Genomic DNA, 25,288 nt, shown 5'->3' with positions numbered 1-25,288 from the left:
CCAGGCACGCGAGTCGTCCGTCCAGGCACGCGAGTCGTCCGTCCAGGCACGCGAGTCGTCCGTCCAGGCACGCGAGTTCGCCGCTCCGGTACGCGACCACCCGTGAGCCGGCTTCCCGGCCGCCGGCCCGCGCACTCCACTCAGAGCACGAACGAATCCGACCACGGCTGCGAGGCCCGCCCGGACAGCGCGTCCAGCAGGGTCACCGCCTGCTTGTCGGTCAGTGAAGCCACGAAGTCGACCACCGCCCGCCCGCGCGCGAGCCCCCGCACCGCGTCCGCTCCCGTCACCGGCTCCCCCGTCGCCCCCACCAGCAGCTCCGGTGCCGAGCGCGCCAGCCCCGCGTACTCGGCGCGGGCCAGCTCGACCAGGTCGTGCAGCCGACGCGGCAACCGGGACACCTCGTCGCGGTCGAGCAGCCACGCGTCGAGCGCGTCGACCAGGCTCGTCACCACCCCCGCCTGGCCGCGCTGGTGCAGCGCGAGGTCGGGGCGCAGCAGCACGAACCGGCGGTGCACGAACTTCAGCACCTGGACCTCGTGCCACTGGGCGGGCCGCAGCGAGACGTGCCCGGTGCGGGTGGACGGCGAGGGCAGCAGGTACACGCCGTCGACCAGGCGGGCCGTCCAGTTCGCGGAGAACGCCGCCGTGGCCTGTTCCGCCTCGATCGAGCCGTCGAACTCGCCGGCCAGGAGGCCGTCGACCAGCTCCGCACGCACCCGCGCGACCGCGGCGGCGAACGCGTCGTCGTCGACGATCCAGGCGTCCTTGGCGTGCAGGCGGCGGCGGAGGCGTTCCAGCGAGCGGCCCGGGCGGCGCAGGTCCGCGTGCAGCGTCTCGTCGTCCAGCGACGCCAGCTCCACCGCGTGCTCGAGCCACTGCCCCAGCTCCGCGGCGACCGGCGCGTGCTGCAGGACGCCGATGCGGTGGAAGTCCTGCAGGTCGTGGATGGCGTAGGCGATGTCGTCGGCGGTGTCCATCACGGACGCTTCGACCGTCTGCTGCCAGCCTTCGACGCGGCCCGCGAAGGCCGCGCGCGCCTGCTCGAAGTCGTCGAGTTCGGTGGCGTAGGCGGAGAACTTGGCCGCGCCGGTGCCCGGCAGGTCGCCCGGCTCGGCCGCCCCGCGCGGGGGCACCGCCAGCTCGGACGGGTGCGGCGCGGGGTGGTGCAGCCGCAGCCACGGGTACTTGAGGACGGCGGCGCGCACCGCGGCGGTCAGGTCGAGCCCGATCGCCGACGGCCCGCGCACGTCGGTCGTGGTGATGATCCGGAACGTCTGCGCGTTGCCCTCGAAGCCGTCGGCGAGGCCGAAGCGGTGGCGGGCGATCCGGTCGAGCGTCTGCTCCCCGAGGTGCCCGAACGGCGGGTGCCCGAGGTCGTGGGCGAGCGCGGCGGCCTCGGCGACGTCGGGGTCGCAGCCGCCGAGCTTGTCGGCCAGCCCGGCGTCCGGCCCGCTCGTGACGCGCTCGGCGATGGCCCGCGCGACCTGCGCGACCTTGAGGCTGTGGGTGAGCCGGTTGTGCAGCAGCCCGGCGCCCGCGGCGCTGACGACCTGCGTCACCCCGCCGAGCCGCGCGAAGAACGGCGACGCGGCGATCCGGTCGCGGTCGATCCGGAACGGGCTGGTCGCCAGGTCGGTGAACCCGCCGGCGTTCGCCACGGGATCGCGCCGGGCCGTCCGCGGGTCGGTCTCCTGATCCATGCGCCGACCCTATCCGCAGGTTCACCTGAACGGCGGGCAGGCGCGTGGGTACCCCGGAGGTATGTCCCGACGGATGGTCACGACCCTGGCGGCGCTCGCTTTCGCCGCGGCCGCGTGCGGCACCCCGCCCGGCTCGCCCGGCACCACGACCTCGACCACCAAGACGTCAGCCTCGACCTCGGCCTCCGCTCCGGCGAAGCGGATCAAGGTCCCGGACGTCTCCGGCATGAACCACCAGGACGCCCAGAACGCGATGCAGCGCGCCGGGCTCTACAACCTGCGCGAGGTCGACGGCACCGGCCAGGGCCGCGCGCTGGTGATCGACCGCAACTGGCGCCAGACGGCTCAAGACCCGCCCGCCGGCACCGAAGTCGACGCCGACGCGGTGATCACCTTGACGGCGGTCAAGTACACCGACCGTTAGGCCTCCGGCAGTGTCGTGTACGCCTTCAGCGTGCGGTCCGCGGCCGCGCGCGCCTGTTCCGGGTCCGCTCCCGCCGCCACGTCGGCTTCGTACCAGGCCTCGTTCGACGCCGTCATGAAGCGGATGCCCTCGGGCGACATCATCCAGGCCATCGCCGCCTCCGGGTCGACCGCCGTGCCCGGCGCGCCCAGGTGCAGGACCAGGCCGACCAGGGCGCCGTCCCAGCCGATGCCGACCGCGCCCGGGCCGAACTCCTCCCAGCGCTCGTCGACGTGGGCGACGTGCTCCAGCTCGAACCGGGTGCCCGCGCCTTCGGGCGTCAGCCGCACCTCGATCCAGCTGACGTTGCCGCCGAACTCCCACGTGGCCGCGAAGCTCTTCGGCGGGTCGCAGCGCTCGACCGTGCCACCCGCGTTGCCCTCCAGCTGGTACTTCCCGCCGACCTTCAGTTCGCCCGTCACCGGCAGGAACCAGCGCGGGATTCGCTCGGGGTCGGTGCAGGCGTCCCACAGGTCGTCGACGTCGGTGTCGTAGACCTGGCTGATCGTGAGGACGCGGGCCTCCTTGCCCTCGAGCACCCGGTCGCCGAGGGTCCGGCGGACGGCGCTGATCTGGTGGCTGACGTCGATCACGGGGTGTCTCCTTCGGTGGGGCGCCGGGCGCGTTTGCCGCGGGCGATTTCGGTGGCCAGTGCGTCCAGCGGTGGCGTCCAGTACCGGCGGAACCGGCCGAGCCAGTCGTCGATGTCGCGCAGCGGGGCGTGGCCGACCGCGTACAGCCGCCTCGTCCCGTCTTGGCGGACGACCGCGAAGCCGTTGTCCCGCAACACCTTCAGGTGCTGGGAGACGGCCGGCTGCGAGATGCCGAACTCGGCCCGGATCACCTCGGTCACCGCGCCGGCGGCCCGTTCGTCGTCGGCCAGCAGCTCGAGGATCCGGCGGCGGACCGGGTCGCCGAGGACGTCGAACGCGTGCACCCGGCCAAGCTACAAGCGCCGACTTATATAAGTCAAGGCTGAGTATTTACGCCGATGTGAGTAACCCCGATGAACATCAGTCGACATCGGTTCCGCTTCGCCGCAGGACCCGCGACGATCGGGGCCGTGAAGTCGCCACGCGCGGTCCGCTTCGCCTTCCAGCCGCTGTACAGCCTCCACACGGGAGGCGTCGTGGCGTACGAAGCGCTGGCCAGGCCCGGCCGCGGAACCGTCCCCGAGTTGCTCGCGCAGGCACGCCGCGACGGCAGGCTCGCCGAGGCCGACCTCGGGCTCGCGGTGGCCGCCGTCCGGCAGGACGCCGAAAACCCGACATCGCTCCCCCTGCACCTGAACCTCTCCGCCCGCACCCTGGCCGCGCCGCCGTCGATGTACGACGACCTCCTCGAAGAGCTCGGCGACGCGGGCCGCCGCACCCGCGACGTCGTCCTGGAGATCGGGCCGCCGTTCGCGCCGCTGCCGGCCGGCCGCGCGCTCGCCGGGATGCGCGAGCTCACCGAACTCGGCTTCCGGCTCGCGCTCGACGGCCTGGGCCGCGGCGACCTGCCGCTGGGGATGCTCGTCGAGGCGCCGGTCGACCTGGTGAAGCTCGACCGGACCGTGCTGCGCGGGCTGCCGGACGACCCGGCTTCGGTCGCGGTGGTCGAGGCGCTGCTGCACTACACGAACCGCACCGGCACCCGGCTCGTCGCGACCGGCGTGGAGACCGACGCGCAGCTCGACGCCGTCCGCGGCCTGGGCGTCCGGATCGCGCAGGGGCACCTCCTCGCGCCGCCGACCGCCGCCGGTCCCGCGCCGGCCCTGCTCACGCGCGGCCGCCCGGCAGCCGGACCGGGGGCACCGGCGCCTTGCGTCGGCGATTTCCTCCGCCCGGCGACGACCCTGCCGGAAACGGCGACGTGCGACGAAGTCCGCGAGGTGCTCGCGGCCGCGGACGCGCCGTCGGGCGTCGTCGGGGTGGACGAGCTCGGCCGGCCGCGCTGGTCGGTCGACCGGACCCGGTTCCTGGTGGCGGTCACCGGCCCGTACGGGCACGCGCTGCACGCCAAGCGCCCGGCGGCCCGGCTCGCGGACACCCCGCACACGATCGAGGCCCGCGCCGGCGCGATGGAGTTCCTCGAGCTGGTCACCGACGCCGACTGGGGCCGCACGGGCGACGACGTGGTGGTGGTCGACGAGCTCGGCCGCTGCCTCGGCGTGGTGCTGGTGACCGAGGTGGTCCGCGGCGTGGCCGAGGCGAAGGTCGAGGCGGCCGCGGCGCTGAACCCGCTGACGCGGTTGCCGGGCAGCGACACGATCGCCCGCGACGTCGCCCGCCGCATCACGATCGGCGAGCCGTTCGTCGCGGCCTGGCTGGACATCGACGCCTTCAAGGCGATCAACGACACGGCCGGCTTCGCGGCGGGCGACAACCTGATCCGCGAGCTCGGCGCGGCACTGACCGAGCTGGCCGGCGGCCTGCGCCGGATGCGCGTGAGCCACGTGGGCGGCGACGACTTCCTGGTGGTGTGCGACGTCGACGAGATCGCCACGGTGGCGGGGGCGTTGCTGGACCGCTCCTGGTCGGCGGAGGGGCTGCCGGTGACGGTGTCGCTGGCGACGCTGGTCTGCTCGAGCGGGGCGATCGGTTCGTACCAGGAGGTTTCGCGGTTGCTGGCGCCGCTGAAGAAGCGCGCGAAGGCGGTGCCGGGGTCTAGCTGGGTGCTGAGCCGCCCGGGCTCGGAGCGGGTGGAAGTACTGCGCGGCATCGGAACCCGCGGTTTGCAGGCTGCCGCGGGCTGACCCCGGGCTGCCTTCGGTGCGTTGAACGGGCACTGCCTCCGTCAGCTCAGGCCGGTTCGCCACGATCTGGCGCGCCCGGCCGTCCAGCAACCGCAGCAACTCCGGACGCATGGAGGACTGCTCACCCTTGGTTTACGAATCCAGCACTTCCAGCCGCGGACGCTGCGGAAGCTGCCGCGCAGAAAGTCGATCCAACCGGCATTTCGCGACATGGCTACCAAAATGCGGACAAGAAACACGGGGAGGTTCGACACCGCAGGCAGCGCGCCCTGAATGAAGCACGCCTTTCTTGAATTCTAATGCAATCATTTCGGGGAGTCAATGATGCGAAGATTCATGCGGCATGCCGTGTCCATCCTCAGCGTAATCGCCGTCGTGATGGCATTGGCGACAGGGACAGCGGACGCGCAGACTACGCCATTGAAAGTCAAAGTGACGAAGTCACTGGACATCAAACCACTGCACCTGAAGCTGACCTTCAAGAACAAGAACCTCGCCACGAACAAAATGACGCCCGAAGCCAGTTGCGACATCACATGGGAAAGTCCCTACTTCTACGCCACCGGATACGGGCCAGTCGGCGGCCCATACACCATGACCCGGGTGGACGGCTCGTGGAATACCGGAGTCAGTTGCTACGGCACCCCGGCCTTGTGGAAGCTGTATGTCGGAAACTATCTCGCCAAGGACGGCTTCTCCGTGGCCCCCGGAGTCGAGGACGAATGTGAAGATCAATGTCTGTCCGTACTGTCACCCGGCGAGTACCACTGCGACACAGGCACCGCATGTGCCGGCTTCTTCCGAATCTACTCCGACGAGATTCTCACTACCTACCGGGGCATCGGCTGGACCGGCTATCCCGACGCGTGCGTTGTGGACGAGATCAATTTCCCAGAGCAACTGATCTGCCAGCACCATTATGACCTCGGAACCCTTCCGCCAGTGTGGTAACCTGACCTGAGAAATTGCCATCACAGCGACAGGGCGAGGGCATGTCCGACCATCTGCGTTTACTCACCCTGACTGACACCTCGAACGCAGTCGATTTCCCGCTGGTTGTGCCACGACCCACACCGGAGGGGTTCTTTCATGCCCTCGTCCCTCGTTCACGCCTGAACGTCATCCTCTCGTGGCAGGCCCCGGGACGGGGCGTCCTCTTCCTCACTTTGTCCCGCGCAATCCGCGCGGATGATGACGACTGGACGAGGATCGTCCGCGAGAACCGCGAGCTGTTCACTCTCGGCCCCGGACATCCGAAGGGGGGCCAAGCCGTGGCGTGCTGGGTCGGTGAGACGGCCGCCTGCCTCAGTGGCCGGCGAACTCTTCCCGAACTCATCGACCTCGCCGTCACCCTGGAACCGCTGGGTCACGAGCACCAGGATCGGTGAACTGCCTGCTGAGCCGGGGCCGCCCTCACTGCCAGCCGAGCGTCAGCTGCGCCTGGATCGCCACCGCCGCCCACGTCACGTACTCCTCGTGCGGCCACCCGCACACCGCCGTCAGGTGGTCATAAGCCTCGTGCGACATGATCAGCCCGATCGCATCGGCGAGCCGTCCCACAGAACCACCTTCCGGCGCCAGCCCCGCCGCCGCGAGGCGTTCCGCGATCTCCGCCCGGCGCACCGCCGCCAGCTCCGCACGGGCCGTCGCCACCTCTGCGTCCGCCGCGGCCGCCGTCGTGAACGCGCGCCAGATCGGCAATGATCCACGCACGCCCACAGCCACCCGGGACACCACCGCCGGCAGGTCCGCCGGTCCAGGCGGGCCTGCCAAGGCGTCCAGGTTCATCGCGTCCGGGTCGCCCGCGAAGCCGTCGCGGAACGCCGCCAGCAGCAGCTGCGGCTTGCGGCCCGTCTGCGTCACCGTCTCCAGGCTCACCCCGGCCTCCGCCGCGATCTGCCGCATGCTCGTGCCCGCATAACCGCGCGCGGCGAACAACTTCCCGGCGGTCGCCACCACGTGGGCCCGGGTGCGCCGGGCGCGGGCCTCCCGCACCGGCGACGCGTAACGGCGCCGCGCGCCTTCGGAATCCGGTATCGTCATCAATATTGGACGGTACAGCGTATCGACCAATAGCGGGAGGGAGGGGCCATGACCCGGGTACTCGTCTGCGTGCAGCCCGCGCGCGGTCACGTCGGGCCGACCAAGCCGATCGTCGGAGCGCTGGTCGCCGCCGGTCACGACGTCGCCGTCGTCACCGGCGCGCGCTACCGGCAGGCGTTCGAAGACCTGGGCGCCGCCGTGCGGCTCCTGCCCGGACAGGCCGACTTCGACGAGACCGACCTGGACGGCAGCATCCCCGGCCGGGCCGGGCGACGCGGGCTCGATCTCGCACGGTTCGAGCTGACCCACTTCGTCCGCGCCATGCCTGCCCAGCTGAGCGTCATCGACGCGCAGGAAGCCGACGTCGTGCTGTGCGATCCGCTGATGATGGCCGGGCTGGCCCTGGTCCGGCGCGAACGGCGGCCGCGCCTGCTGACCCTGGGGTTCCTGCCGTTCATGCCGCCGGTCCCGACCGGCCCGCCCGGGCATCCCCTGCGCGCCGCGCTCCTCAAAACGCTCGTGCCGTGGGTGACCGGGCCGGCGCGGAAACTGACGAAAGACCTGCTGGGCGGCGACCCCGGCCTGCTGTTCACCGACTGGCCCCTGCTCAGCGACGGCGTCCTGCAGATGACCTGCCCGGGCTTCGAGTACCCACGCACCGGGGTGCCGCTGCACTTCATCGGGCCGACGACGGTCAGCGCGGCGAGCGAGCACCCGCTGCCGCCGTGGTGGGCCGACCTGGACGGCGGCCGGCCGGTGGTGCACGTGACCCAAGGGACGGTCGCGAACGACGACCTCGGCCGGCTCGTCGAGCCCACCATCGAGGCGCTGGCCGGCGAGGACGTCCTGGTCGTCGCGACGACGTGCGGCGAGCTCCTGCGGCCCGGCCCGCTGCCGGAGAACGTCCGGGTGGCCGATTTCCTGCCCTACGACGAGCTGCTCCCCCGCTGCGCCGCCATGGTCGGCAACGGCGGGTACGGCGGCGTCAACCACGCCCTCCGCTACGGCGTGCCGCTGGTCGTGGTCGGGGCCAGCGAGGACAAGCGCGAGGTCGCCGCCCGGGTCACCTGGTCCGGGGCCGGGATCGGCCGCGCCCGCGCCTCGGCCACGCCGCGGACGCTGCGGCGGGCCGTCCGCACCGTCCTCGACGATCCGCGCTACCGCGACCGGGCGCGGGAGCTGGCCGCCGAAATGGCCGCCGGGCCGACGATGGACGAGGTGGTGCAGCTGATCACCGGTTGAGCGAGCCGTGCGCCGACAGGTAGCTCGCGAACCGCTCGTCGACCTCCTCGGACGTCAGGCCGAAGTCCGCCAGGCTGTACCGGTGCACCGGTTTCCGTTCCCCCGTCCGGCTCGCCTCGTGCACCGCCGTCATCGCCGCCCGCGCCTCCGGCGTGAACTCCAGTCCGAAGTGGTCGTACACAGTGGACACCGTGCCGATCGGGTCCGCGACGAAGTCCTCGTAGCGGACGTCGAAGAACTGCGCCGGGTTGTGGCGCGCACGGGCCCAGCCGAACTCGTCGGCTCCGCGTGCCCACAGGTCGAGCTGCCCACGTCCGATCACTTCGCCCCGGAACTTCGAAGACCAGCCGTCCGCGGCCTTCTCGGCCAGGCTGCACATCGACGCCATGATCGTGCTCGGCGCCCGGTGCGTCTGGATCACCAGCGCGTCCGGGTAGTTCGCCATCAGCGCGTCCAGCGCGAAGAGGTGGCTGGGGTTCTTGAGCACCCAGCGCCGGCCCGCGTCCGGCAGCCCGATCAGCTGCAGGTTGCGCTTGTGCCGGGCGTAGGCGTCCGTCCAGTCCTGTTTGGCCAGCCAGCGCGAGTACCGCGGCAGGTGCGCGAGGCACTCGAAGGACACCGACCGCATCGACTGGCGCAGCAGCTGCCAGCACTCCTCCACCTGGTCGGCGGACATGTGGTGCACGCCCATGAACTCCGGGTGCTCGACGTGGTGGCGATCGTAGGAGGCCTGGATCCCTTGGAAGATCGGGTTGTCGGCCCACGACGACCGCGGCGGCCGCGGCTGCGGGACCTCGGCGAGCCACACTTCGAGACCCTGGTGCGCGGGGTCCTCGGCGAGCAGCCGGTGCAGCGCGGTCGTGCCGGTGCGCGGCAGCCCGGTGACGAAGATCGGCCGCTCCAGGCGGACGTCCGCGTACCCCGGGTTCTGCTTCCACGACGCCTCGCTGAGCAGCCGGGCCACGAGCGCGCCGCGCAGCATCGCCCGGTGCACCTTGTTGCCGTACGGCGTCAGTTCTTCGTCCGCCTCGTACGACTCCAGCAGCACGCGCAGGCCTTCGACGTACTCGTCGGCGCCGAAGTCGCCGAGGCCGGTGAGCTTCGACGCCGAGGCGTGCAGGTCCTCGACGGTGCCCACGTCTTCGCGGCCGGGGAGCATCGATCCTCCTAGTGGTGGTATTCGCCGCCGTTGACGTCGAGGCACTGCCCGGTGATCGCGCGCGCCATGGGCGAGGCGAGGAACACCACCGCGTCGGCGATCTCGTCGGGTTCCGGCAGCTTGCGCAGGTCTGTTGTGGACGCCGTTTCGGCGTAGACTTCCTCCGGCGTGATGCCGCGTTCCTTGGCCAGGTAGGCGAAGTACCACTGGAGGTTCGGCCCCCAGATGTACCCGGGCGCCACGGTGTTGACGCGCACGCCGTCCGGCCCCAGCTCGCTGGCGAGGCTCTGCGAGAGCGACAGCAGCGCCGACTTCGCCATCTTGTAGGCACCGAACGTGCGCCGCGAGTGCCGCAGCACGGCCGAGTTGATCATCACCAGCGAGCCCTTGCTCTCCTTGAGCGCGGGCAGGAACAGCCGGGTCAGCCGGAGCACCGAGATGGCCGCGGTCTCGAAGCCCGCGCGGACGGCGTCGAACTCCACCTTCGCCAGATCGGTCAGCGGCGGGACGGCGAAGGCGTTGTGCACCACCGTGTCCACCCGGCCGAACGCCTCGAGCGCCTCGCTCACCAGGTTCGCGGCGGAGTCCGCGTCGTCAATGTCGGTGCGGACCGCGACCGCCCGGCGGCCGAGGTCGGTCACCTCCTTCGCGACCTCACTGAGCCTCGACTCGGTGCGCGCGGCGAGCACGACGTCCGCGCCGGCCAGCGCGCTGCGCACGGCGATCGACCGGCCCAGCCCGGGACCGATCCCCGAGACGACGACGACCTTGCCCTGCAGCACGTTCTCCACGCTCACCCCAGCATCCGGGCGGCGACGGCGTCCTGCCGGGCCGCGATCCTCGCCGTCCACTGCTCCGGCGTCACGCGCGCGTCGGCGTGGTAGGGCAGCCGGTCGGGCAGTTCGTCGGCCTTGACCACCTCGACGACCGGGCCGTCGTCCGGGCCGAGGTCGCGGGCGAGCCGCTGCCAGCGGATCTGCAGGTACCCGCGCTCGTGCCCGGTCAGCTCCAGCCAGTTCGCCAGGCCGGGGTCGCGCTCGGCGAGCACGAACCGGATCTTGCCGTCCGGGTCGACGCGGGCCTGGTCGGCGGTGAGGCTCGTCTGGTGGTTGATGTAGTCGAGCGAGACGTACCAGAGGCTGCCGAGCTGGATGCCCTGGTACGGCGCGTCCGCGCAGCGCGGCACGGTGACGATCATCGCCTCTTCGGGGCCGAGCTCGTAGTGCCCGGCCGAGGAGAACTGCGTGGTGAGCCCGCCCGGCGTCGAGCGCGGCTCGGTCAGCGTGTTCACCGGCAGGTCGTCGTAGAACCACTTCGGGAAGGCCAGGAACGTCTTGAGCCGGCTCAGCAGGATCTTGCCGGTGACGCCGTAGCGCTTGGCCAGCGCGGAGCGGTCCGGCACCGGCGGCGCCTGGCCCGCGGTGTCGACGCACCGGATGCGGATTTCGCCCCGCCGCTCGGTCGCCCAGTCGCTGTAGACCTCGCGGACCACGAGCATCGACGAGCCCTCGCCGAGCACGAAGTAGTTCGGGCCCGGGTTCTCGCGCGCCGGGCCGAACCGCAGCTCGAACCGGCCGTCCGGGCCGATCTCGATCGCCCGGTCGTCGAACGCGGCGAGGCTGTCGGGCACCTCCACCGGCGAGTAGTCGCCGTTGAGGACCTGGAAGCTCAGGTCGGCGGTGGTCCCGCGGACGCCGGTGACCAGGTACTCGCGGTCGGCGCGGATGTTCGCGTTGAAGTACAGCGTGTCCGGGTTGTCCAGGCCCATCTTCGTGTACGGCCCGGTGGACGCGGTGAAGTACGGGAAGTCGCGCTGGTAGGCCCAGGCCATCTGCAGCGACGCCCGGATGCTGCCCGCGAGGTAGTCGTAGCCCTCGAGCAGGCCCTGCTCGGTCTGCGCCGGCGGGGCCTCGGCGATCAGCTTCTCGGCCTCGACGATGGCGTCGGCGAACGACCGGGTCAACGAGAACTCGTTCTCGATCATGCCGGGACGGCCCAGCGGTTGGCGATCAGCTTGAAGCCCGGGATGGCGTCGAAGGACGTCATCGACTCGTAGGTCCGGACGTACCCGATGTGCGACATCCGCCAGACGCCGTCGCTCTCGCGGCGGTAGGTGTCTTCGTAGAACGCGGCACCTTCGATGATCACCTTGTGGTCGGGCACGATCACCCGGTCGGTGAACGACCACCGCCCGGTCGCGGTGTCGCCGTCGACGTCGATTTCGGGCTGAGCCGCGTGGTGCACGGTGATGATGCCGTTGCCGAGGCTCTGGGTGAGGAATCCGACGATGGCGTCGCGGCCTTCGAACTGCTTCCCGTTCCCGCCCACGGCGTGCGTCCCGTAGTTCGCGGTGGCGTCGGCGGTGAACGTGTCGGCCACCTCGTCCCACAGTTTCAGGTCCACCCCGCGCAGGTACCGGTACTTCAGCCGCTTGATCTCTTCGAGTACGACCAGGTCCATGCCCATAGGGTCCCCCACTGCTTGACCGATGACAAGAACATGTTCTACTTTTTTCCGGTGTCCGTGACCTCGTACGAGCTCTCGCACCTGGCCGCGCTCGAAGCGGAGGCCGTGCACGTCTTCCGCGAAGTCGCGGCGACCTTCGAGCGCCCGGTCCTGCTCTTCTCCGGCGGCAAGGACTCGGTGGTGATGCTGCACGCCGCCGCGAAGGCGTTCTGGCCCGCGCCCCTGCCGTTCCCCGTGCTGCACGTCGACACCGGGCACAACTTCGACGAGGTGCTGCGGTTCCGCGACGAGACCGTCGCCGCCTTCGGCCTGCGCCTGGAGGTGGCGAGCGTGCAGGACGACCTCGACGCCGGCCGCGTCGTCGAGGAGACCGGGCCGCGGGCCAGCCGCAACCGGCTGCAGACGGTGACACTGCTGCGGGCGATCCGCGAGGGCCGCTTCGACGCCGTGTTCGGCGGCGCCCGCCGCGACGAGGAGAAGGCCCGCGCGAAGGAGCGCGTGTTCAGCTTCCGCGACGAGCACGGCCAGTGGGACCCGCGGGCGCAGCGCCCGGAGCTGTGGAACCTCTACAACGGCCGGCACCGCCGCGGCGAGCACATCCGCGTCTTCCCGCTGTCGAACTGGACCGAGCTGGACATCTGGCAGTACATCCGGGACGAGCGGATCGCGCTGCCGCCGCTGTACTACGCGCACAAGCGGTCCGTGGTCCAGCGCGACGGCATGCTGCTGGCGGCCACGCGTTTCCTGTCCCTTTTGGACGGTGAGACGCCGTACGAGGCGACCGTGCGCTTCCGGACCGTCGGCGACGCCACGTGCACCGGCTGCGTCGAGTCCTCGGCGACGACACCGTCCGAAGTGGTCGCCGAGGTGGCCGCCACGCGCGTCACCGAGCGCGGCGCCACCCGCGCCGACGACCGGATTTCCGAAGCAGGCATGGAAGACCGCAAGCGGGAGGGCTACTTCTGATGCAGCTGCTGAGGATCGCCACGGCGGGAAGCGTGGACGACGGGAAGTCCACGTTGATCGGCCGGCTGCTGTTCGACTCGAAGGCGATCTTCACCGACCAGCTCGCCGCCGTCGAACGCGCCAGCCGGGACCGCGGCGAGGACTACCCGGACCTCGCCCTGCTCACCGACGGGCTGCGGGCCGAGCGCGAGCAGGGCATCACCATCGACGTCGCCCACCGCTACTTCGCCACACCACGGCGGAAGTTCATCATCGCCGACACGCCGGGGCACCTGCAGTACACGCGGAACATGGTGACCGGCGCGTCCACCGCCGACCTGGCGCTGGTCCTCGTCGACGCGCGCAAGGGCGTGCTGGAGCAGTCGCGACGGCACGCGTTCCTGGCGTCGCTGCTCGGGATCGGGCACCTCGTGGTGTGCGTGAACAAGATGGACCTCGTCGGGTGGTCCCAGGAGCGGTTCGACGAGATCCGCGAAGACTTCCGCCGGTTCGCGATGAAACTCGACGTCGCCGACCTGACGTTCGTGCCGGTTTCGGCGCTGCACGGCGACAACGTCGTCCACCGCAGCGCGAGCATGCCGTGGTACGAAGGCACCTCGCTGCTGCACCAGCTCGAAGAGGTGCACGTCGCCTCCGACCGCAACCTCATCGACGCGCGGTTCCCGGTGCAGTACGTGATCCGCCGGTCCGACTTCCGCGGCTACGCGGGCACCATCGCGGGCGGGGTGTTCAAGCCGGGTGACGAGGTCGTGGCGCTGCCGTCGGGGTTCACGTCGAAGGTGCGTGCGGTCTGGGGACCGGGCGGGAGCCCGCTCTCCGAGGCGTTCACGGGCCAGGCGGTGGCCGTGGAGCTGGCCGATGACCTCGACCTCGGCCGCGGGGCCATGCTGTGCCGCCCGGGCAACCGCGCGGAGTCGGCCCGCGAGGTCGACGCCCTGGTCTGCTGGTTCTCCGAGCGCGCCGCGCTGACGCCGGGCGCGACGTACGCGGTGCGGCACACGACCACCGAGACGCGGGGCACGGTGGAGCGGCTGGAATACCGCCTCGACGTCACCACCCTGCACCGCGATGAGACGGCGGAATCGTTGCGGCTCAACGACATCGGCCGCATCCGGCTGCGCACCCGGGCGCCGCTGCTGTTCGACCCGTACCGCCGCAACCGGGCCACCGGGGGCTTCCTGCTGGTCGACGAGCACACCGGCGACACGGTCGCGGCGGGCATGATCACCGGCGCACCGGTGTCCCCGGTCGTCTGGCACACCGCGGCGGTGCGGCGCGAGGACCGCCCGACCCGCGGCGCGACGGTGTGGCTGACCGGGCTTTCGGCGTCGGGCAAGTCGTCGGTGGCGGTGGAGCTGGAGCGCCGCCTGGTCGCGGCGGGCCGCCCGGCGTACCTGCTCGACGGCGACAACCTGCGCCACGGCCTCAATGCCGGGTTGGGGTTCAGCCCGGAGGACCGCGCGGAGAACGTCCGGCGGGTGGCGGAGGTCGCGCGCCTGTTCGCGGACGCGGGCGTGGTGGCGATCGCGTCCCTGATCAGCCCGTACTCGGAGGACCGGGCCCGGGCTCGGGCGGCCCACGACGGGCTGCCGTTCGTGGAGGTCTTCGTCGACACGCCCCTGGAGGTCTGCGAAGCCCGCGACCCGAAGGGCATGTACGCGAAGGCGCGCGCCGGGGAGATCACCGGCTTCACCGGCATCGACGCTCCCTACGAGCGCCCCGCGTCGCCCGATCTGGTGCTGCGCCCGGGCGACGGCGACCCGGCGGCGATGGCGGCGGCGATCCAGGCGCTCTTGGACGATCTGGGCTGAATTCGCTTGCTCGCGCCGTTAAGGTGTCCTTCATGACGTCGGTCAGGCAGGTCCAGGTCACCTTCGACTGCGCGGAACCCGAGCGCGTCGCCCGGTTCTGGTGCGAGGTGCTGGGGTACGAGCTGCACAGCTCGGGCCTCGCCTGCACCGATCCCACGGGCGTGGGCCCGCGGCTGTACTTCCAGCGCGTGCCCGAAGGCAAGGTCGTGAAGAACCGCGTGCACCTCGACGTGCGGGTCGGCACCGGGCTCGTCGGTGAAGAGCGCCTTGCCGCGCTCGAGGCCGAGTGCGCGCGCCTGGAGGCGCTCGGCGCGAAACGCCTGTGGCTCCAGAAGGCGGACGAGGAGAACGAGTCGTGCCTGACGATGCAGGACGTCGAGGGCAATGAGTTCTGCCTCGACTGAGCCTATTCGGCTTCCAGGACGAAGAAGAGGAAGCTCGGGAAGGTGTCAAGGATTTCGAAGTCGCCGGGGAACAGCTCGCGGGCGGGCGGCACGGGGTGCGGTTCGCTGATGACGGCGATCCGGAAACCCGCCGCGGTGAAGGCGTCCGTCATCGCGTGCAGCGGCTTGTTCCAGAAGGTCATCCGGGCTTTCCGACCGTGGAGCTCGAACTCGTCGGTCCAGGTGTAGGACTCGAAGTAGTCGGGCCGGGGCCCCTCGTGGCGGTGCGTCAGGTTGACCATCATCGGGTGGTTGACCGAGGCGATGAGGCGGCCGCCGGGTTTCAGGACGCGCCGCAGCTCGGCGAGCACCGGGTCCCAGTCCCGCAGGTAGTGCAGCACCAGGGACGCGATGACGTCGTCGAACTCTCCGTCGGCGAAGGGCAGTGGGCCGGCCAGGTCGGCGACCCGCAGGTCCGCGCCGTCGCCGAGCCGCCGCCGGGCGTGCGCCAGCATTTCGGCGCTCTGGTCGATCCCGGTCACGACCGCGCCCTGCTCCCGCAGCGCCGCGGACAGCGGGCCGGAGCCACAGCCGGCGTCGAGGATCCGCCGTCCGGCCGCGTCGCCGACCAGCGCCAGGGTCGCGGGCCGTTCGTAATAGGCGTTCATCAGGCTGTTTTCGTTCTCGGCCGTGTACGCCTCGGCGAAGTCGTCGTATGCGGCAGTCATGCGGCCCATCTTGCCCGAATCAGCGCGACGGCGTCACGAAGCCCGAGTCGTACGCCCGGATCACCGCCTGGGTGCGATCCCGCGCGCCCAGCTTCGCGAGCACGTTGCCCACGTGGGTCTTCACCGTCTGGACACCCACGTACAGCTCGCTCGCGATCTCCACATTGGACAGTCCGGCGGCCACCAGCCGCAGCACGTCGCGCTCGCGTTCGGTCAGCCCGGCCGAGGCCAGGCCGTCACCGGCCGGGGCCGGGGCGTGCTGGGCGGCCAGCCGGCGGATCGCCGCCGGGAACAGCAGCGATTCGCCGGCCACGACGGTCCGGATGGCCGCGACGATCTCCTCCGGCCGGGCGCGCTTGAGCAGGAAACCGCTGGCCCCCGCGACGAGTGCGTCGTAGACGTAGTCGTCGTTTTCGAAGGTGGTCACCACGATCACCTTCGGCGGCTCGTCCACAGTGGACATCAGGTGGGTGGTGGCCCGGATCCCGTCGACCGCGGGCATCCGCACGTCCATCAGCACGACGTCGGGGCGCAGCCGGGCCACCAGCCCGGGCACCTCCGCGCCGTCGGCGGCCTCGCCGACCACGCTCAAGCCGGCTTCGCTGTCGACGATCGCCCGGAGCCCGGCCCGGATCAGCGGCTCGTCGTCGACCAGCAGCACCCGCACACTCATCGCCCGCTCCCCCACGGCACCCGCACCACGACCTCCCACTGCCCGTCGACCGGCCCGGCCGACAGCTCCCCACCCAGCACCGCCACCCGTTCGGCCATCCCGCGCAGGCCCCGGCCGCCCCCGGACCGGCGAGCGCCGCTCCCCAACGGGTTGGCGACCCGTGCGCGCAGCTCGTGCGCCGCGACGCCGACGACCACCGTCACCGGGACCCTACCGGCGTGGCGCACCGCGTTGGTCAGGCATTCCTGCAGGATCCGGTAGACCTCGCGCGACACCACCGGCGGCACGGCGGCCAGGTCGCCACCGAGCTCGGCGGTGACGTCGGTGCCGGCGAGCCGGGTCGTTTCGAGCAGGGCGGGCAGCGCCGTGAGCGTCGGCAGCGGCGTCCGGCCGGCCGTCTCCTCCCGCAGCAGACCGAGGACGTGGTCGAGGTCGTCGAGCGCGGTGCGGGCGGACTCCTCGATGGCGCCCAGCGCCCGCTCGGTGAAGTCGGGGTCGGTGCGCAGCGTCCGCCGGGCGGCGCCCGCCTGGACGGTGACGACGCTCAGCGCGTGCCCGACCGAGTCGTGCAGCTCCCGGGCCAGGCGGTTGCGTTCGGCGAGCTGCTCGGTCCGCCGTTCGAGCCGGGCGATCCGGTCGGCGGCGGTGGTCCCGAGCAGCCCGGTCGCCGCCCGGCGCAGCAGCCCGCCGACCACGCTGACGGCGTAGATCAGCAGGACCAGGCCGAACAGGAGAACCACCGGCAGCCACACCGAGGCCCAGCCGGCCGGCACGGTGACGGCGTCGCCCTCGCCGGTCCGGAAGAGTTCCCCGGTGAAGACGGCGCTGATCGACAGCCCGATCGCGACGGGGGCGGCGAGGCTGAAGAAGCTGACGACGAACCCGGCCCCGACGTGCAGCACGAACATCACCGCGGCGCGCAGCCGGCCTTGGCGGGTGTGCGGTTTCGCGGGCGCGTCCGGCACCGGGTCGTCGAGCAGCTCGCGGACGGCGGTGGACTCCAGGACGTGGACGGCGGGCAGGAAGGCGGTCCCGGCCAGCACGGCCAGGGTGAGCAGCCCGCCGACGGCGACGGCCCGGTCCGGCGTGGTGACGAAGGGAAACAGCGACGGCACGGCGACCGCGGAGAACAGCAGGTAGGGCACGCTGATGGCGCCACCGAGGACGAGGTAGACCCAGCGGCGGTAGGTCGCCTTGCTCGTCAGGGGCCCGAAGATGCGCACCGGCCGATCTTCGCAGCCGGACGCCGGTGGGCGCCTCCCTCTCGCGCGGGAGCGACCCCCCACCCTCCCGGGGGCGGCCCCCAGGCCAGTCTATCGAGCAGGTCCGTCGAAAAGCCGGAAAAGCGGCAGCCGCGGCCTGGTTGCCCACACCTCGGCGGAGTTGTGGACAACCTGCCGCGAGAAAGCCTCAGTAAGCGACCGCGCGGTTCTCGGCAGCCGCCTGGGCCACCAATCCGTTCACCCACAAGGACTGCACCTTCGCCGCTTCCGCCGCAGACGGCTTCGCGTTCTTGCACGCCGTGCCCGGGCCGTGGCCGGACATCAGCTCCGTGCACGGGCCGCTGTAGTGGTCCGGCAGGCCCAGGTTGTGCCCCAGCTCGTGCGCCGCGATGCGGGTCGGGTCGAACCCTTCCGCCACCTGGCTCGTGTCCAGGTAGATCTGCCCGCGGCCGTGGCCGTTCGTGTTCGTGTACGAGCCGCCGCTGTGGATTTCGTGGAACACGATGGTGGCGCTCGTGTTCCGCTTGACCAGCTTCACGTCGGTGACCGCGGCGTTCCAGTTGGCCGCGCCCTGGTCGATCTGGGCGAGGTAGTCCGGCGCGCCCGAAGAGCTGTAGTACAGCGTCGTGACAGCCGCCGCCGAGGCGGCCGGGGCGGTGGCCAAGCCCAGGGCCAGCGGGGCCGCAATGACCAACGCCGCCACCCGGCCCATCACGCGTCCGTTCATCGTGTCTCCTTCGTCCGGTTCAGGAAGCACTTCACCGTGGTTCGCGCGATCAGGTTAGAAGGCCACCACAGCCGGGGCCACGGCCGAAAGTCGTTCCCCCGCGGGAGGGAGACTCCTCCCGCCGCCGCGTGAGCCGCCCGCGGCGGCCGCCGTGGTCTGCTCGTTCCCGGCGAAAGGGAACCGATGGACATCTTGCTGGGCCTGCTGACCCTCCCCCTGTACGTGCTCCTGCTGTGGCCGCTCGTCGCCGCGGCCCGGCGCGTGCTCGGCGTCCGGATCGGTGCCGTGCGCGCCCTGTGCGCCGCCGCGTTCGGGTGGCTCGTCGCCGGGAGCATCGCGCAGGCCTTCCCCGGTTCGCTGCTGCACCACGGCGGCGCGGCCCTCGGCCTGCTGATCCCGTTGGCGGGCAGCGCTTTCCTCGCGGCCCTCATCTTCCTGTTCGTCGCCGAGATGGCATTCCCCCACGGCATCGGGCTCGGCCGGCTGCGGGGCCGGCTCTCCCGCGCCCGCCGGTACGCGCAGATCAGCCGGATCGCGGTCAAGCACGGCCTCGGCCGTTACCTGACCGGCCGCCGCGAACCCGGCCTCGCGCCGGGGCGGCACGCCAAGCTCGCGCGGTCCCTGCGCCGCGCGCTGGAAGAGGGCGGGGTGACGTTCGTGAAACTCGGCCAGCTGCTCTCCACCCGCGCGGACCTGCTGCCCCCGGTGTTCGCCGACGAGCTCGGCCGGCTGCAGGACCGGGTTGCGCCCGCCCCCGCCGACGCCGTGCGGGCGCTGCTGGCCGACGAACTCGGCGGCTCCCCCGACGACGTCTTCGCCGAGTTCGACCCCGAACCGCTGGCCGCCGCGTCGGTGGCGCAGGTCTACCGCGCGAAGCTGCGCAGTGGCGAAGACGTCGTGGTCAAGGTCCAGCGGCCGGGTGTGCGGGAGCAGGCCGAACGCGACATCGCCATCCTCCGGCGCGTCGCCGCGGCGTGCGAGGACCGCGCGGACTGGGCGCGGACACTCGGCGTCACCGAACTGGCCGACGGGTTCGCCGCCGCGCTGGCCGAAGAACTCGACTTCACCATCGAAGCCCGCAACATCGGCGCCATCGCGGCCACCGGCTCCCCGGACGTCGGGCTGCCGAAGGTCCACAAAGGACTCTCCACCGACCGCGTGCTGGTCATGTCCCGGCTGGCCGGCCGGCCACTCACCGCGGCGAAGGACGCGCTGCCCGCGGCCGAGCGCAAGCGGTTGGCGCGCTCGCTCCTGCGCTGCCTGCTCGACCAGGTGATGATCGGCGGCGTCTTCCACGCCGACCCCCACCCGGGCAACCTCATGCTGCTGAGCGACGGCCGTCTCGGCCTGCTCGACTTCGGCTCGGTCGGCCGGCTCGACAGCGGCCTGCGCGGCGGCCTGCAGAACCTCCTGCTCGCCCTGGACCGCGGCGACCCGGCGGGCCTGCGCGACGGGCTGCTCGAAATCGTCGACCGCACCGGCGAAATCGACGAACAGCGCCTCGAACGCGCCCTCGGCGCCCTGGTCGCCCGGCACTTCGGTCCCGGCCGCACCCCCGACCTCGACCTGTTCACCGGCCTGTTCCGGGTGGTCGCGGACTTCCGGCTCAGCGTGCCACCGCCGGTGGCCGCGGTGTTCCGCGCGCTGGCCACGGTCGAGGGCACCCTGGCCGCGCTGGATCCCGGCTTCGACGTCGTCGCCGAGTCCCGCGCGTTCGCTGTCGAGCAGGTCGGCGCCGGGCTGCGGCCGGGCTCGCTCGGCCGCACGGCGGTCGGCGAGCTGACGGCGCTGCTGCCGGTGCTGCGCCGCATCCCCCGCCGCATCGACCGGATCGGCGCGGCGCTGGAGGAGGGCCGGCTGTCGGTGAACGTCCGGCTGTTCTCCGACGAACGCGACCGCGACGTCGTCACCGGCCTGGTCCACGAAGCCCTGCTGGCCTTCGTCGGCGCGGCGACCGGGCTGATGGCCGTGTTCCTGCTGACCGGCTCGGGCGGGCCGCGGATCGCCGCGGACCTGACGCTGCACCAGGTGTTCGGCTACAACCTGCTGGTGATCAGTGCCCTGGTGGGCCTGCGGCTGCTCTTCGTCGTCTTCCGGCGGTCCGGACGACCGTCACGATCAGCCCGGTGAAGCCGGCGAAGAAGACGACCGCACCGCCGAGCAGGCACCAGCGCAGCGCGGGGTACATCCGGTCGTCGAACGGCGCGCCCGGCAGGCCGGCGTCGGTGAACGCGGTGGTGCGCGGCAGTGGCTCCGGGCGGAAGACGCCCCCGGTGCCGACCACGAACCCGTCGACCCCGGACAGCCGGACGACCCCGTGGAAGCGCGAGTCCATGGCCTTCCCCCGCTCGTCGCCCAGGACGAACACCTCGCCTTCGTGCATGCGGGTGAGGAACGGCATCGTGGCCCTCGAGTCGTGGGCGTACTGGTCCTGGCTGAGGTAGGTCTCGCTGATCGGCCGGCCGTCCACCGACAGCTGCCCACCGGTGCAGCAGGCGACGACGTCCCCGGCGACCGCGACGACCCGGAAGGCGCTGAGACCGGCACTGTCCGGATGGGCGAACGCGCTGCGGTCGAACATCACCACGTCCCCGCGGTGGACCTCCTCGCCCCGGCGGGCCCGCACGACGATCGAGCCGCCCGGCTTCAGCGCCGGGCTCATCACCGACCCCGGAACCGTAAAGCTCCGGTAGCTGAAGAACATCAGCCCCAGCCCGGAAACCGTGCCGCCGATGCCGAGCACGGTCACGATGACGCACACCACGAGGGCGGGCGAGATCCAGCGCCGCTTCGGCACGTCAGGCGGTGCGGGCGGGAAGGCGAGTTCGGTCACGCCGATCTATCGCCCGCCCACCTGCGGCGTTACCCGGTGCGAGGCGCGTACATGATCACCGCGACCCCGGCCAGGCACAGCAAGGCGCCGATGACGTCGTAGCGGTCGGGGCGGTAGCCGTCCGCGACCACGCCCCAGGCCAGCGAGCCCGCCACGAACACCCCGCCGTACGCGGCGAGGATGCGGCCGAAGTGGGCGTCCGGCTGGAGGGTCGCCACGAAGCCGTACACGCCCAGTGCCACCACCCCGCCGCCGATCCACAGCAGACCCCGGTGTTCGCGGATGCCTTGCCAGATCAGCCAGGCGCCGCCGATCTCGCACACCGCCGCGGCCAGGAACAGGACGATCGACCGCAGGACCACCCCGGGATACTAACCCCGTGCCGTTCACACTGAGTCATCCTGCCGCTGTGCTCCCCCTGGCGCGACGACCGCTGGTGCCCTCGGCGCTCGTCGCCGGGTCGGTCGCGCCGGACGTCTTCTGGTTCGTACCGCGGCTCCACAGTGTGGGCCTGACGGAGACCCACGAGTTCACCGCGGTCCTCTGGCTGGACCCGCTCATCGCGCTCGTCCTGCTGGCCGTGTTCCAGGTGCTGCTGAAGCGGCCGCTCCTGGCGCTGGCACCCGGCCCGCTCGCCGGACGGCTCCCCCGCCGCTTCGACTGGCGGAAGCCGGGCTGGATCGCGCTTTCGCTGGTGCTCGGCGCCGCCACGCACGTCGGCTGGGACGCCTTCACCCACGAAAGCGGCGGGCCGGCGTTCTTGCGGACCCCGCTCGTCACCGGCGTCGACGTCGGCCGGCTCATCCAGCTGATCAGCACGATCGTCGGCGCCGCGATCCTCGCCTGGTGGCTGTGGCGCTGGTACCGCACCGCCCCCGTCACACCGGCACCGTCGGGCATCCGCCACCGCAAGACCGTCGCCGCGTTCCTGGCGGCAGGCACGCTCACCGGCGGGCTCCTCGAAGCGCTGCCGTTCCTGGCCCACCACGACCCGATGACCCGCGCCGACGTGGCCGGCAACGCGACCTACCTGCTCGTCACGGGCGCCTGCAGCGGGTTCGTCGTCGCGCTCGTGCTCTACGCGCTGGCCTGGCACGCGCGGTATGGGGCGTTATACACCAAGCGGGCCACCTCGGAAGGTGACCCGCTCGACTAAAACCGGTTCAGACGGTGAAGCCGAGGGCGCGCAGCTGCTCGCGGCCGTCCTCGGTGATCTTCTCCGGGCCCCACGGCGGCATCCAGACCCAGTTGATCCGGAAGTCCTTGACCAGGCCGCCCGACGTCAGCGCCGCCGACGTCTGGTCCTCGATGACGTCGGTCAGCGGGCAGGCCGCGGACGTCAGCGTCATGTCGATGGTCGCGGTGTTGTCCGGCTCGACGCGGATGTCGTAGACCAGCCCGAGGTCGACGACGTTGATGCCGAGCTCCGGGTCGACGACGTCGCGCATGGCTTCCTCGACGTCCTCGAGCTTGGCGAGGTCGAGGTCCTGCGTCGCGGTGGTTTCGGCGTCGAGATCGGCGGCCGTGCGGCCCTCGCGCGCGTCGGTGGCGGTGTCTTCGGTCATGCTTTCTCAGCTCCACTGGTGGTCCGGGCGACGGCGTCCTTGAAAGCCATCCAGCCGAGGAGGGCGCACTTCACGCGGGCGGGGTACTTGGCGACGCCCGCGAAGGCGACCCCGTCCTCCAGCACGTCCTCGTCCGGCTCGACCTTTCCCTTGCCCTGCATCAGTTCCACGAAGGCGTCCATGGTGGTGAATGCCTCCTCGACGGTGTGCCCGACGACCAGGTCCGTCATGACCGACGTCGACGCCTGGCTGATCGAGCAGCCCTGGCCGTCGTAGGAGACGTCGGCGACCTTCCCGTCGTCGAGCTTCACCCGCAGCGTCACCTCGTCGCCGCAGGTCGGGTTGACCTGGAACGACTCGGCGTCGAACTCCTCGCGCAGGCCGCGCCCGTGCGGGTGCTTGTAGTGGTCCAGGATGATCTCCTGGTACATGCTCTCCAAGTTCACTGGCTCACCCCGAAGAACTTCTGCGCCTCGCGGACCCCGGCCACCAGGGCGTCCACTTCGGACAGGTCGTTGTAGAGGTAGAACGACGCGCGCACGGTCGCCTGCGCGTTGCAGGCCCGGTGCAGCGGCCACGCGCAGTGGTGACCGACGCGGACCGCGATGCCGAGGCTGTCGAGCACCTGGCCGGCGTCGTGCGGGTGCACGCCGTCGATCACGAACGACACCGTCGCGCCGCGGTCCGCCAGGTCCGTCGGCCCGATGATCCGGACGCCCGGGATGGCGCCGATGCCCTCGAGGGCCGCCGCGGCGAGCTCCTTCTCGTGGGCCGCGACGCGGTCCATGCCGATGGCCGAGAGGTAGTCGACGGCCGCACCGAGACCGATGGCCTGCGACGTCATCGGCACGCCTGCCTCGAACCGCTGCGGCGGCGGCGCGAAGGTCGAGCCCTCCATGCGGACCATCTCGATCATCGACCCGCCGGTGAGGAACGGCGGCATCGCCGACAGCAGCTCGGTGCGTCCATAAAGGACGCCGATGCCGGACGGGCCGAGCATCTTGTGCCCGGAGAACACGGCGAAGTCGACGCCGAGGGCGTGGAAGTCGACCGCGAAGTGCGGAACGGACTGGCAGGCGTCGAGCACGGTGAGCGCACCGACCGCCTTGGCCTTCTCGACCAGCAGCGAGACGGGGTTGACCGTGCCGAGCACGTTGGACTGGTGCGCGAACGCGACCACCTTGGTGCGCTCGGTGATCAGCTCGTCCACATCGGACAGATCGAGGCGGCCATCAGGGGTCACCTTGAACCACTTCAGCGTCGCCCCGGTGCGCTGGCACAGCTGCTGCCACGGCACGAGGTTGGCGTGGTGCTCCATTTCGGTGATGACGATCTCGTCACCCGGGCCGACGACGAAACGCGCAGCTTCGGGACCGGCCGTGGCGGCGTTGCTCATCGAGTACGCGACGAGGTTGATGCCCTCGGTCGCGTTCTTCGTGAACACCAGCTCCTCGGCGTCGGCGCCGACGAACTCCGCGATCTTCGCGCGCGCGGACTCGTAGGCGTCGGTCGCCTCTTCGGACAGCTGGTGGGCACCGCGGTGGACGGCGGCGTTCGACGTGAACACGTATTCGCGTTCGGCCTCGAACACCGCGGTCGGGCGTTGCGACGTCGCCCCGGAGTCCAGGTACACCAAGGGTTTCCCGTCGCGGACCGTACGCGACAGGATGGGGAAGTCGGCCCTGAGGGCCGCCACGTCGAGTGGCACAGAGCTGGCCGAGGTGGTGGTCATCGGGCCGACTCCTCTCTTCTCGGTGTCCTACTGGGAAACGTCAGAGCGCGGCGGGCTCGGGCTTGCCCACGTACTTGACGTAGCCGTTCTCCTCCAGCTCGTCCGCCAACTCCTTGCCGCCCGACTCGACGATCTTGCCGCCGGCGAAGACGTGCACGAAGTCCGGCGTGATGTGCCGCAGGATCCGGGTGTAGTGCGTGATCAGCATGACGCCGACCTCGCCGTTGGCCTTGTACTCGTTGACGCCCTGCGAGACGATCCGCAGCGCGTCGACGTCGAGGCCGGAGTCGGTCTCGTCGAGGATGGCGAACTTCGGCTTGAGCAGCGCCAGCTGCAGGATCTCGTGGCGCTTCTTCTCGCCGCCGGAGAAGCCCTCGTTGACCGAGCGCTCGGCGAACTCCTGCGAGATCTCGAGCTTGCCCATCTCCTCCTTGACCTCCTTGACCCAGTGGCGCAGCTTGGGGGCCTCGCCACGGACCGCGGTGGCCGCGGTGCGGAGGAAGTTGGACATGGACACGCCGGGCACCTCGACCGGGTACTGCATGGCCAGGAAGAGGCCGGCGCGGGCGCGCTCGTCGACGCTCATCTCGAGGACGTTCTCGCCGTCGAGGAGCACCTCGCCGGAGGTCACCTGGTACTTGGGGTGACCCGCGATGGCGTAGGACAGCGTGGACTTGCCCGAGCCGTTCGGGCCCATGATCGCATGGGTCTCGCCCGACTTGATGGTCAGGTTGACGCCCTTGAGGATCTCCTTGGCGCCTTCCTCGGTGGTCACCGAGGCGTGCAGGTCCTTGATTTCCAGCGTTGCCATTCTTCGTTTCCTAAGTCAGAGAG

The 25,288-nt window shown here is 71.3% G+C and carries 28 protein-coding genes; 10 read left to right on the top strand and 18 right to left on the bottom strand.

The features are described from left to right. Window positions 1-140: 140 nt before the first annotated feature. Window positions 141-1,703 (bottom strand): deoxyguanosinetriphosphate triphosphohydrolase family protein, encoded by a 1,563-nt coding sequence (locus tag ISP_RS15045; RefSeq protein ID WP_013224725.1) that lies wholly within the window; start codon window positions 1,701-1,703, stop codon window positions 141-143. Between the two features lie 61 nt (window positions 1,704-1,764). On the opposite strand from ISP_RS15045, the gene ISP_RS15040 reads away from it, so the two are divergent. Then, window positions 1,765-2,127 carry a PASTA domain-containing protein gene (locus tag ISP_RS15040; RefSeq protein WP_230468787.1) on the top strand — a complete coding sequence of 121 codons (363 nt, stop codon included), beginning with the start codon at window positions 1,765-1,767 and terminating at the stop codon, window positions 2,125-2,127. Here the strand turns inward: ISP_RS15040 and ISP_RS15035 are convergent. Then, the gene (locus ISP_RS15035; RefSeq protein ID WP_013224723.1) at window positions 2,124-2,759 is read right to left on the bottom strand and encodes an SRPBCC family protein; all 636 of its coding nucleotides are present in this window, start codon (window positions 2,757-2,759) and stop codon (window positions 2,124-2,126) included. The two genes, ISP_RS15040 and ISP_RS15035, sit on opposite strands and share 4 nt — an antisense overlap. Beyond that, complete coding sequence (locus tag ISP_RS15030) at window positions 2,756-3,103, bottom strand: ArsR/SmtB family transcription factor (protein ID WP_013224722.1); 348 nt, start codon at window positions 3,101-3,103, stop codon at window positions 2,756-2,758. The genes ISP_RS15035 and ISP_RS15030 overlap by 4 nt, the downstream gene beginning before the upstream one ends. Window positions 3,104-3,229: 126 nt before the next feature. On the opposite strand from ISP_RS15030, the gene ISP_RS15025 reads away from it, so the two are divergent. From ISP_RS15025 to ISP_RS15015, 3 genes are all read left to right on the top strand, one after another. Next, on the top strand, window positions 3,230-4,903 hold the full coding sequence (locus ISP_RS15025) for a GGDEF domain-containing protein (protein WP_013224721.1): 1,674 nt from the start codon (window positions 3,230-3,232) through the stop codon (window positions 4,901-4,903). A 324-nt stretch (window positions 4,904-5,227) separates the two neighbouring features. Further along, entirely contained in the window at window positions 5,228-5,854 is a 627-nt protein-coding gene (locus ISP_RS15020) for a hypothetical protein (RefSeq protein ID WP_141748492.1), read from the top strand. A 41-nt stretch (window positions 5,855-5,895) separates the two neighbouring features. Beyond that, a complete protein-coding gene (locus ISP_RS15015) occupies window positions 5,896-6,291 on the top strand; it encodes a hypothetical protein (protein WP_013224720.1) in 396 nt (131 codons plus the stop codon). Between the two features lie 25 nt (window positions 6,292-6,316). Here the strand turns inward: ISP_RS15015 and ISP_RS15010 are convergent, their stop codons facing one another. Beyond that, window positions 6,317-6,946 (bottom strand): TetR/AcrR family transcriptional regulator, encoded by a 630-nt coding sequence (locus tag ISP_RS15010; protein ID WP_013224719.1) that lies wholly within the window; start codon window positions 6,944-6,946, stop codon window positions 6,317-6,319. Window positions 6,947-6,994: 48 nt separating this feature from the next. On the opposite strand from ISP_RS15010, the gene ISP_RS15005 reads away from it, so the two are divergent. Next, window positions 6,995-8,188, top strand: a complete 1,194-nt coding sequence (locus ISP_RS15005; protein ID WP_013224718.1) for a glycosyltransferase — start codon at window positions 6,995-6,997, stop codon at window positions 8,186-8,188. On the opposite strand, the gene ISP_RS15000 is transcribed toward ISP_RS15005, so the two are convergent. From ISP_RS15000 to ISP_RS14985, 4 genes are read right to left on the bottom strand one after another with little or no spacing between them, the layout of a single operon-like run. Then, entirely contained in the window at window positions 8,178-9,347 is a 1,170-nt protein-coding gene (locus tag ISP_RS15000) for a sulfotransferase family protein (RefSeq protein WP_013224717.1), read from the bottom strand. The two genes, ISP_RS15005 and ISP_RS15000, sit on opposite strands and share 11 nt — an antisense overlap. A gap of 8 nt (window positions 9,348-9,355) precedes the next feature. Continuing rightward, window positions 9,356-10,144, bottom strand: coding sequence for an SDR family oxidoreductase (locus tag ISP_RS14995; RefSeq protein WP_013224716.1), 789 nt, complete (start codon window positions 10,142-10,144; stop codon window positions 9,356-9,358). Continuing rightward, a complete protein-coding gene (locus ISP_RS14990; RefSeq protein WP_013224715.1) occupies window positions 10,141-11,331 on the bottom strand; it encodes a hypothetical protein in 1,191 nt (396 codons plus the stop codon). The genes ISP_RS14995 and ISP_RS14990 overlap by 4 nt, the downstream gene beginning before the upstream one ends. Beyond that, window positions 11,328-11,807: a nuclear transport factor 2 family protein gene (locus tag ISP_RS14985; protein ID WP_034284359.1), complete on the bottom strand. Its 480-nt coding sequence runs from the start codon at window positions 11,805-11,807 to the stop codon at window positions 11,328-11,330. Before ISP_RS14985 ends, ISP_RS14990 begins: the two co-directional genes overlap by 4 nt. Window positions 11,808-11,846: 39 nt before the next feature. Between ISP_RS14985 and cysD the strand changes: the two genes are divergently transcribed. The 3 genes from cysD to ISP_RS14970 are packed head-to-tail and all read left to right on the top strand — an operon-like array spanning window position 11,847 to window position 14,994. Further along, entirely contained in the window at window positions 11,847-12,779 is a 933-nt protein-coding gene (cysD, locus tag ISP_RS14980) for a sulfate adenylyltransferase subunit CysD (protein ID WP_014466878.1), read from the top strand. Next, a complete protein-coding gene (gene cysC / locus ISP_RS14975) occupies window positions 12,779-14,590 on the top strand; it encodes an adenylyl-sulfate kinase (protein WP_013224712.1) in 1,812 nt (603 codons plus the stop codon). Before cysD ends, cysC begins: the two co-directional genes overlap by 1 nt. A gap of 32 nt (window positions 14,591-14,622) precedes the next feature. Then, complete coding sequence (locus ISP_RS14970) at window positions 14,623-14,994, top strand: VOC family protein (RefSeq protein WP_013224711.1); 372 nt, start codon at window positions 14,623-14,625, stop codon at window positions 14,992-14,994. 2 nt (window positions 14,995-14,996) lie between these two features. On the opposite strand, the gene ISP_RS14965 is transcribed toward ISP_RS14970, so the two are convergent. The 4 genes from ISP_RS14965 to ISP_RS14950 all read right to left on the bottom strand — a co-directional run bounded on the left by ISP_RS14965 (window position 14,997) and on the right by ISP_RS14950 (window position 18,324). Further along, entirely contained in the window at window positions 14,997-15,701 is a 705-nt protein-coding gene (locus ISP_RS14965; protein ID WP_013224710.1) for a class I SAM-dependent methyltransferase, read from the bottom strand. Between the two features lie 19 nt (window positions 15,702-15,720). After that, complete coding sequence (locus tag ISP_RS14960; RefSeq protein ID WP_013224709.1) at window positions 15,721-16,374, bottom strand: response regulator; 654 nt, start codon at window positions 16,372-16,374, stop codon at window positions 15,721-15,723. After that, complete coding sequence (locus tag ISP_RS14955) at window positions 16,371-17,597, bottom strand: sensor histidine kinase (RefSeq protein ID WP_013224708.1); 1,227 nt, start codon at window positions 17,595-17,597, stop codon at window positions 16,371-16,373. Before ISP_RS14955 ends, ISP_RS14960 begins: the two co-directional genes overlap by 4 nt. 187 nt (window positions 17,598-17,784) lie before the next feature. Beyond that, window positions 17,785-18,324: a snapalysin family zinc-dependent metalloprotease gene (locus tag ISP_RS14950; RefSeq protein ID WP_013224707.1), complete on the bottom strand. Its 540-nt coding sequence runs from the start codon at window positions 18,322-18,324 to the stop codon at window positions 17,785-17,787. Window positions 18,325-18,507: 183 nt separating this feature from the next. On the opposite strand from ISP_RS14950, the gene ISP_RS14945 reads away from it, so the two are divergent. Continuing rightward, window positions 18,508-20,454 carry an ABC1 kinase family protein gene (locus tag ISP_RS14945; RefSeq protein WP_013224706.1) on the top strand — a complete coding sequence of 649 codons (1,947 nt, stop codon included), beginning with the start codon at window positions 18,508-18,510 and terminating at the stop codon, window positions 20,452-20,454. Here ISP_RS14945 and lepB read toward each other — a convergent pair. Both lepB and ISP_RS14935 read right to left on the bottom strand, forming a co-directional pair. Further along, window positions 20,378-21,157: a signal peptidase I gene (gene lepB, locus ISP_RS14940; RefSeq protein WP_230468786.1), complete on the bottom strand. Its 780-nt coding sequence runs from the start codon at window positions 21,155-21,157 to the stop codon at window positions 20,378-20,380. The genes ISP_RS14945 and lepB overlap by 77 nt on opposite strands. A 29-nt stretch (window positions 21,158-21,186) precedes the next feature. Then, complete coding sequence (locus tag ISP_RS14935) at window positions 21,187-21,519, bottom strand: YnfA family protein (RefSeq protein WP_013224704.1); 333 nt, start codon at window positions 21,517-21,519, stop codon at window positions 21,187-21,189. A gap of 17 nt (window positions 21,520-21,536) precedes the next feature. Between ISP_RS14935 and ISP_RS14930 the strand changes: the two genes are divergently transcribed. Continuing rightward, on the top strand, window positions 21,537-22,313 hold the full coding sequence (locus ISP_RS14930) for a DUF4184 family protein (protein ID WP_071831613.1): 777 nt from the start codon (window positions 21,537-21,539) through the stop codon (window positions 22,311-22,313). A gap of 7 nt (window positions 22,314-22,320) precedes the next feature. Here ISP_RS14930 and ISP_RS14925 read toward each other — a convergent pair whose 3' ends face one another. Genes ISP_RS14925 through sufC form a run of 4 tightly spaced genes read right to left on the bottom strand, consistent with a single transcriptional unit; the run spans window position 22,321 to window position 25,265 of the window. After that, window positions 22,321-22,722, bottom strand: a complete 402-nt coding sequence (locus ISP_RS14925) for a metal-sulfur cluster assembly factor (RefSeq protein WP_013224702.1) — start codon at window positions 22,720-22,722, stop codon at window positions 22,321-22,323. After that, on the bottom strand, window positions 22,719-23,168 hold the full coding sequence (gene sufU, locus ISP_RS14920) for a Fe-S cluster assembly sulfur transfer protein SufU (RefSeq protein WP_013224701.1): 450 nt from the start codon (window positions 23,166-23,168) through the stop codon (window positions 22,719-22,721). The genes ISP_RS14925 and sufU overlap by 4 nt, the downstream gene beginning before the upstream one ends. Then, complete coding sequence (locus tag ISP_RS14915) at window positions 23,165-24,454, bottom strand: cysteine desulfurase (protein WP_013224700.1); 1,290 nt, start codon at window positions 24,452-24,454, stop codon at window positions 23,165-23,167. The genes sufU and ISP_RS14915 overlap by 4 nt, the downstream gene beginning before the upstream one ends. 40 nt (window positions 24,455-24,494) lie before the next feature. After that, window positions 24,495-25,265, bottom strand: coding sequence for a Fe-S cluster assembly ATPase SufC (sufC, locus tag ISP_RS14910; protein ID WP_013224699.1), 771 nt, complete (start codon window positions 25,263-25,265; stop codon window positions 24,495-24,497). Window positions 25,266-25,288: the final 23 nt, after the last annotated feature.

This window comes from Amycolatopsis mediterranei (assembly GCF_026017845.1).
Taxonomy (GTDB): domain Bacteria; phylum Actinomycetota; class Actinomycetes; order Mycobacteriales; family Pseudonocardiaceae; genus Amycolatopsis; species Amycolatopsis mediterranei.
This window is presented reverse-complemented; position numbering and strand designations above follow the sequence as displayed.

Excerpts from the sequence above, each read along its gene's own strand:
- ISP_RS15045 (WP_013224725.1), bottom strand. The coding sequence starts at position 1,703 with ATGGATCAGGAGACCGACCCGCGGACGGCCCGGCGCGATCCCGTGGCG.
- ISP_RS15040 (WP_230468787.1), top strand. The coding sequence starts at position 1,765 with ATGTCCCGACGGATGGTCACGACCCTGGCGGCGCTCGCTTTCGCCGCG.
- ISP_RS15020 (WP_141748492.1), top strand. The coding sequence starts at position 5,228 with ATGCGAAGATTCATGCGGCATGCCGTGTCCATCCTCAGCGTAATCGCC.
- ISP_RS15015 (WP_013224720.1), top strand. The coding sequence starts at position 5,896 with ATGTCCGACCATCTGCGTTTACTCACCCTGACTGACACCTCGAACGCA.
- ISP_RS15010 (WP_013224719.1), bottom strand. The coding sequence starts at position 6,946 with ATGACGATACCGGATTCCGAAGGCGCGCGGCGCCGTTACGCGTCGCCG.
- ISP_RS15005 (WP_013224718.1), top strand. The coding sequence starts at position 6,995 with ATGACCCGGGTACTCGTCTGCGTGCAGCCCGCGCGCGGTCACGTCGGG.
- ISP_RS15000 (WP_013224717.1), bottom strand. The coding sequence starts at position 9,347 with ATGCTCCCCGGCCGCGAAGACGTGGGCACCGTCGAGGACCTGCACGCC.
- ISP_RS14990 (WP_013224715.1), bottom strand. The coding sequence starts at position 11,331 with ATGATCGAGAACGAGTTCTCGTTGACCCGGTCGTTCGCCGACGCCATC.
- ISP_RS14985 (WP_034284359.1), bottom strand. The coding sequence starts at position 11,807 with ATGGACCTGGTCGTACTCGAAGAGATCAAGCGGCTGAAGTACCGGTAC.
- cysD (WP_014466878.1), top strand. The coding sequence starts at position 11,847 with ATGTTCTACTTTTTTCCGGTGTCCGTGACCTCGTACGAGCTCTCGCAC.
- cysC (WP_013224712.1), top strand. The coding sequence starts at position 12,779 with ATGCAGCTGCTGAGGATCGCCACGGCGGGAAGCGTGGACGACGGGAAG.
- ISP_RS14970 (WP_013224711.1), top strand. The coding sequence starts at position 14,623 with ATGACGTCGGTCAGGCAGGTCCAGGTCACCTTCGACTGCGCGGAACCC.
- ISP_RS14965 (WP_013224710.1), bottom strand. The coding sequence starts at position 15,701 with ATGACTGCCGCATACGACGACTTCGCCGAGGCGTACACGGCCGAGAAC.
- ISP_RS14960 (WP_013224709.1), bottom strand. The coding sequence starts at position 16,374 with ATGAGTGTGCGGGTGCTGCTGGTCGACGACGAGCCGCTGATCCGGGCC.
- ISP_RS14950 (WP_013224707.1), bottom strand. The coding sequence starts at position 18,324 with ATGAACGGACGCGTGATGGGCCGGGTGGCGGCGTTGGTCATTGCGGCC.
- ISP_RS14945 (WP_013224706.1), top strand. The coding sequence starts at position 18,508 with ATGGACATCTTGCTGGGCCTGCTGACCCTCCCCCTGTACGTGCTCCTG.
- ISP_RS14925 (WP_013224702.1), bottom strand. The coding sequence starts at position 22,722 with ATGACCGAAGACACCGCCACCGACGCGCGCGAGGGCCGCACGGCCGCC.
- ISP_RS14915 (WP_013224700.1), bottom strand. The coding sequence starts at position 24,454 with ATGACCACCACCTCGGCCAGCTCTGTGCCACTCGACGTGGCGGCCCTC.
- sufC (WP_013224699.1), bottom strand. The coding sequence starts at position 25,265 with ATGGCAACGCTGGAAATCAAGGACCTGCACGCCTCGGTGACCACCGAG.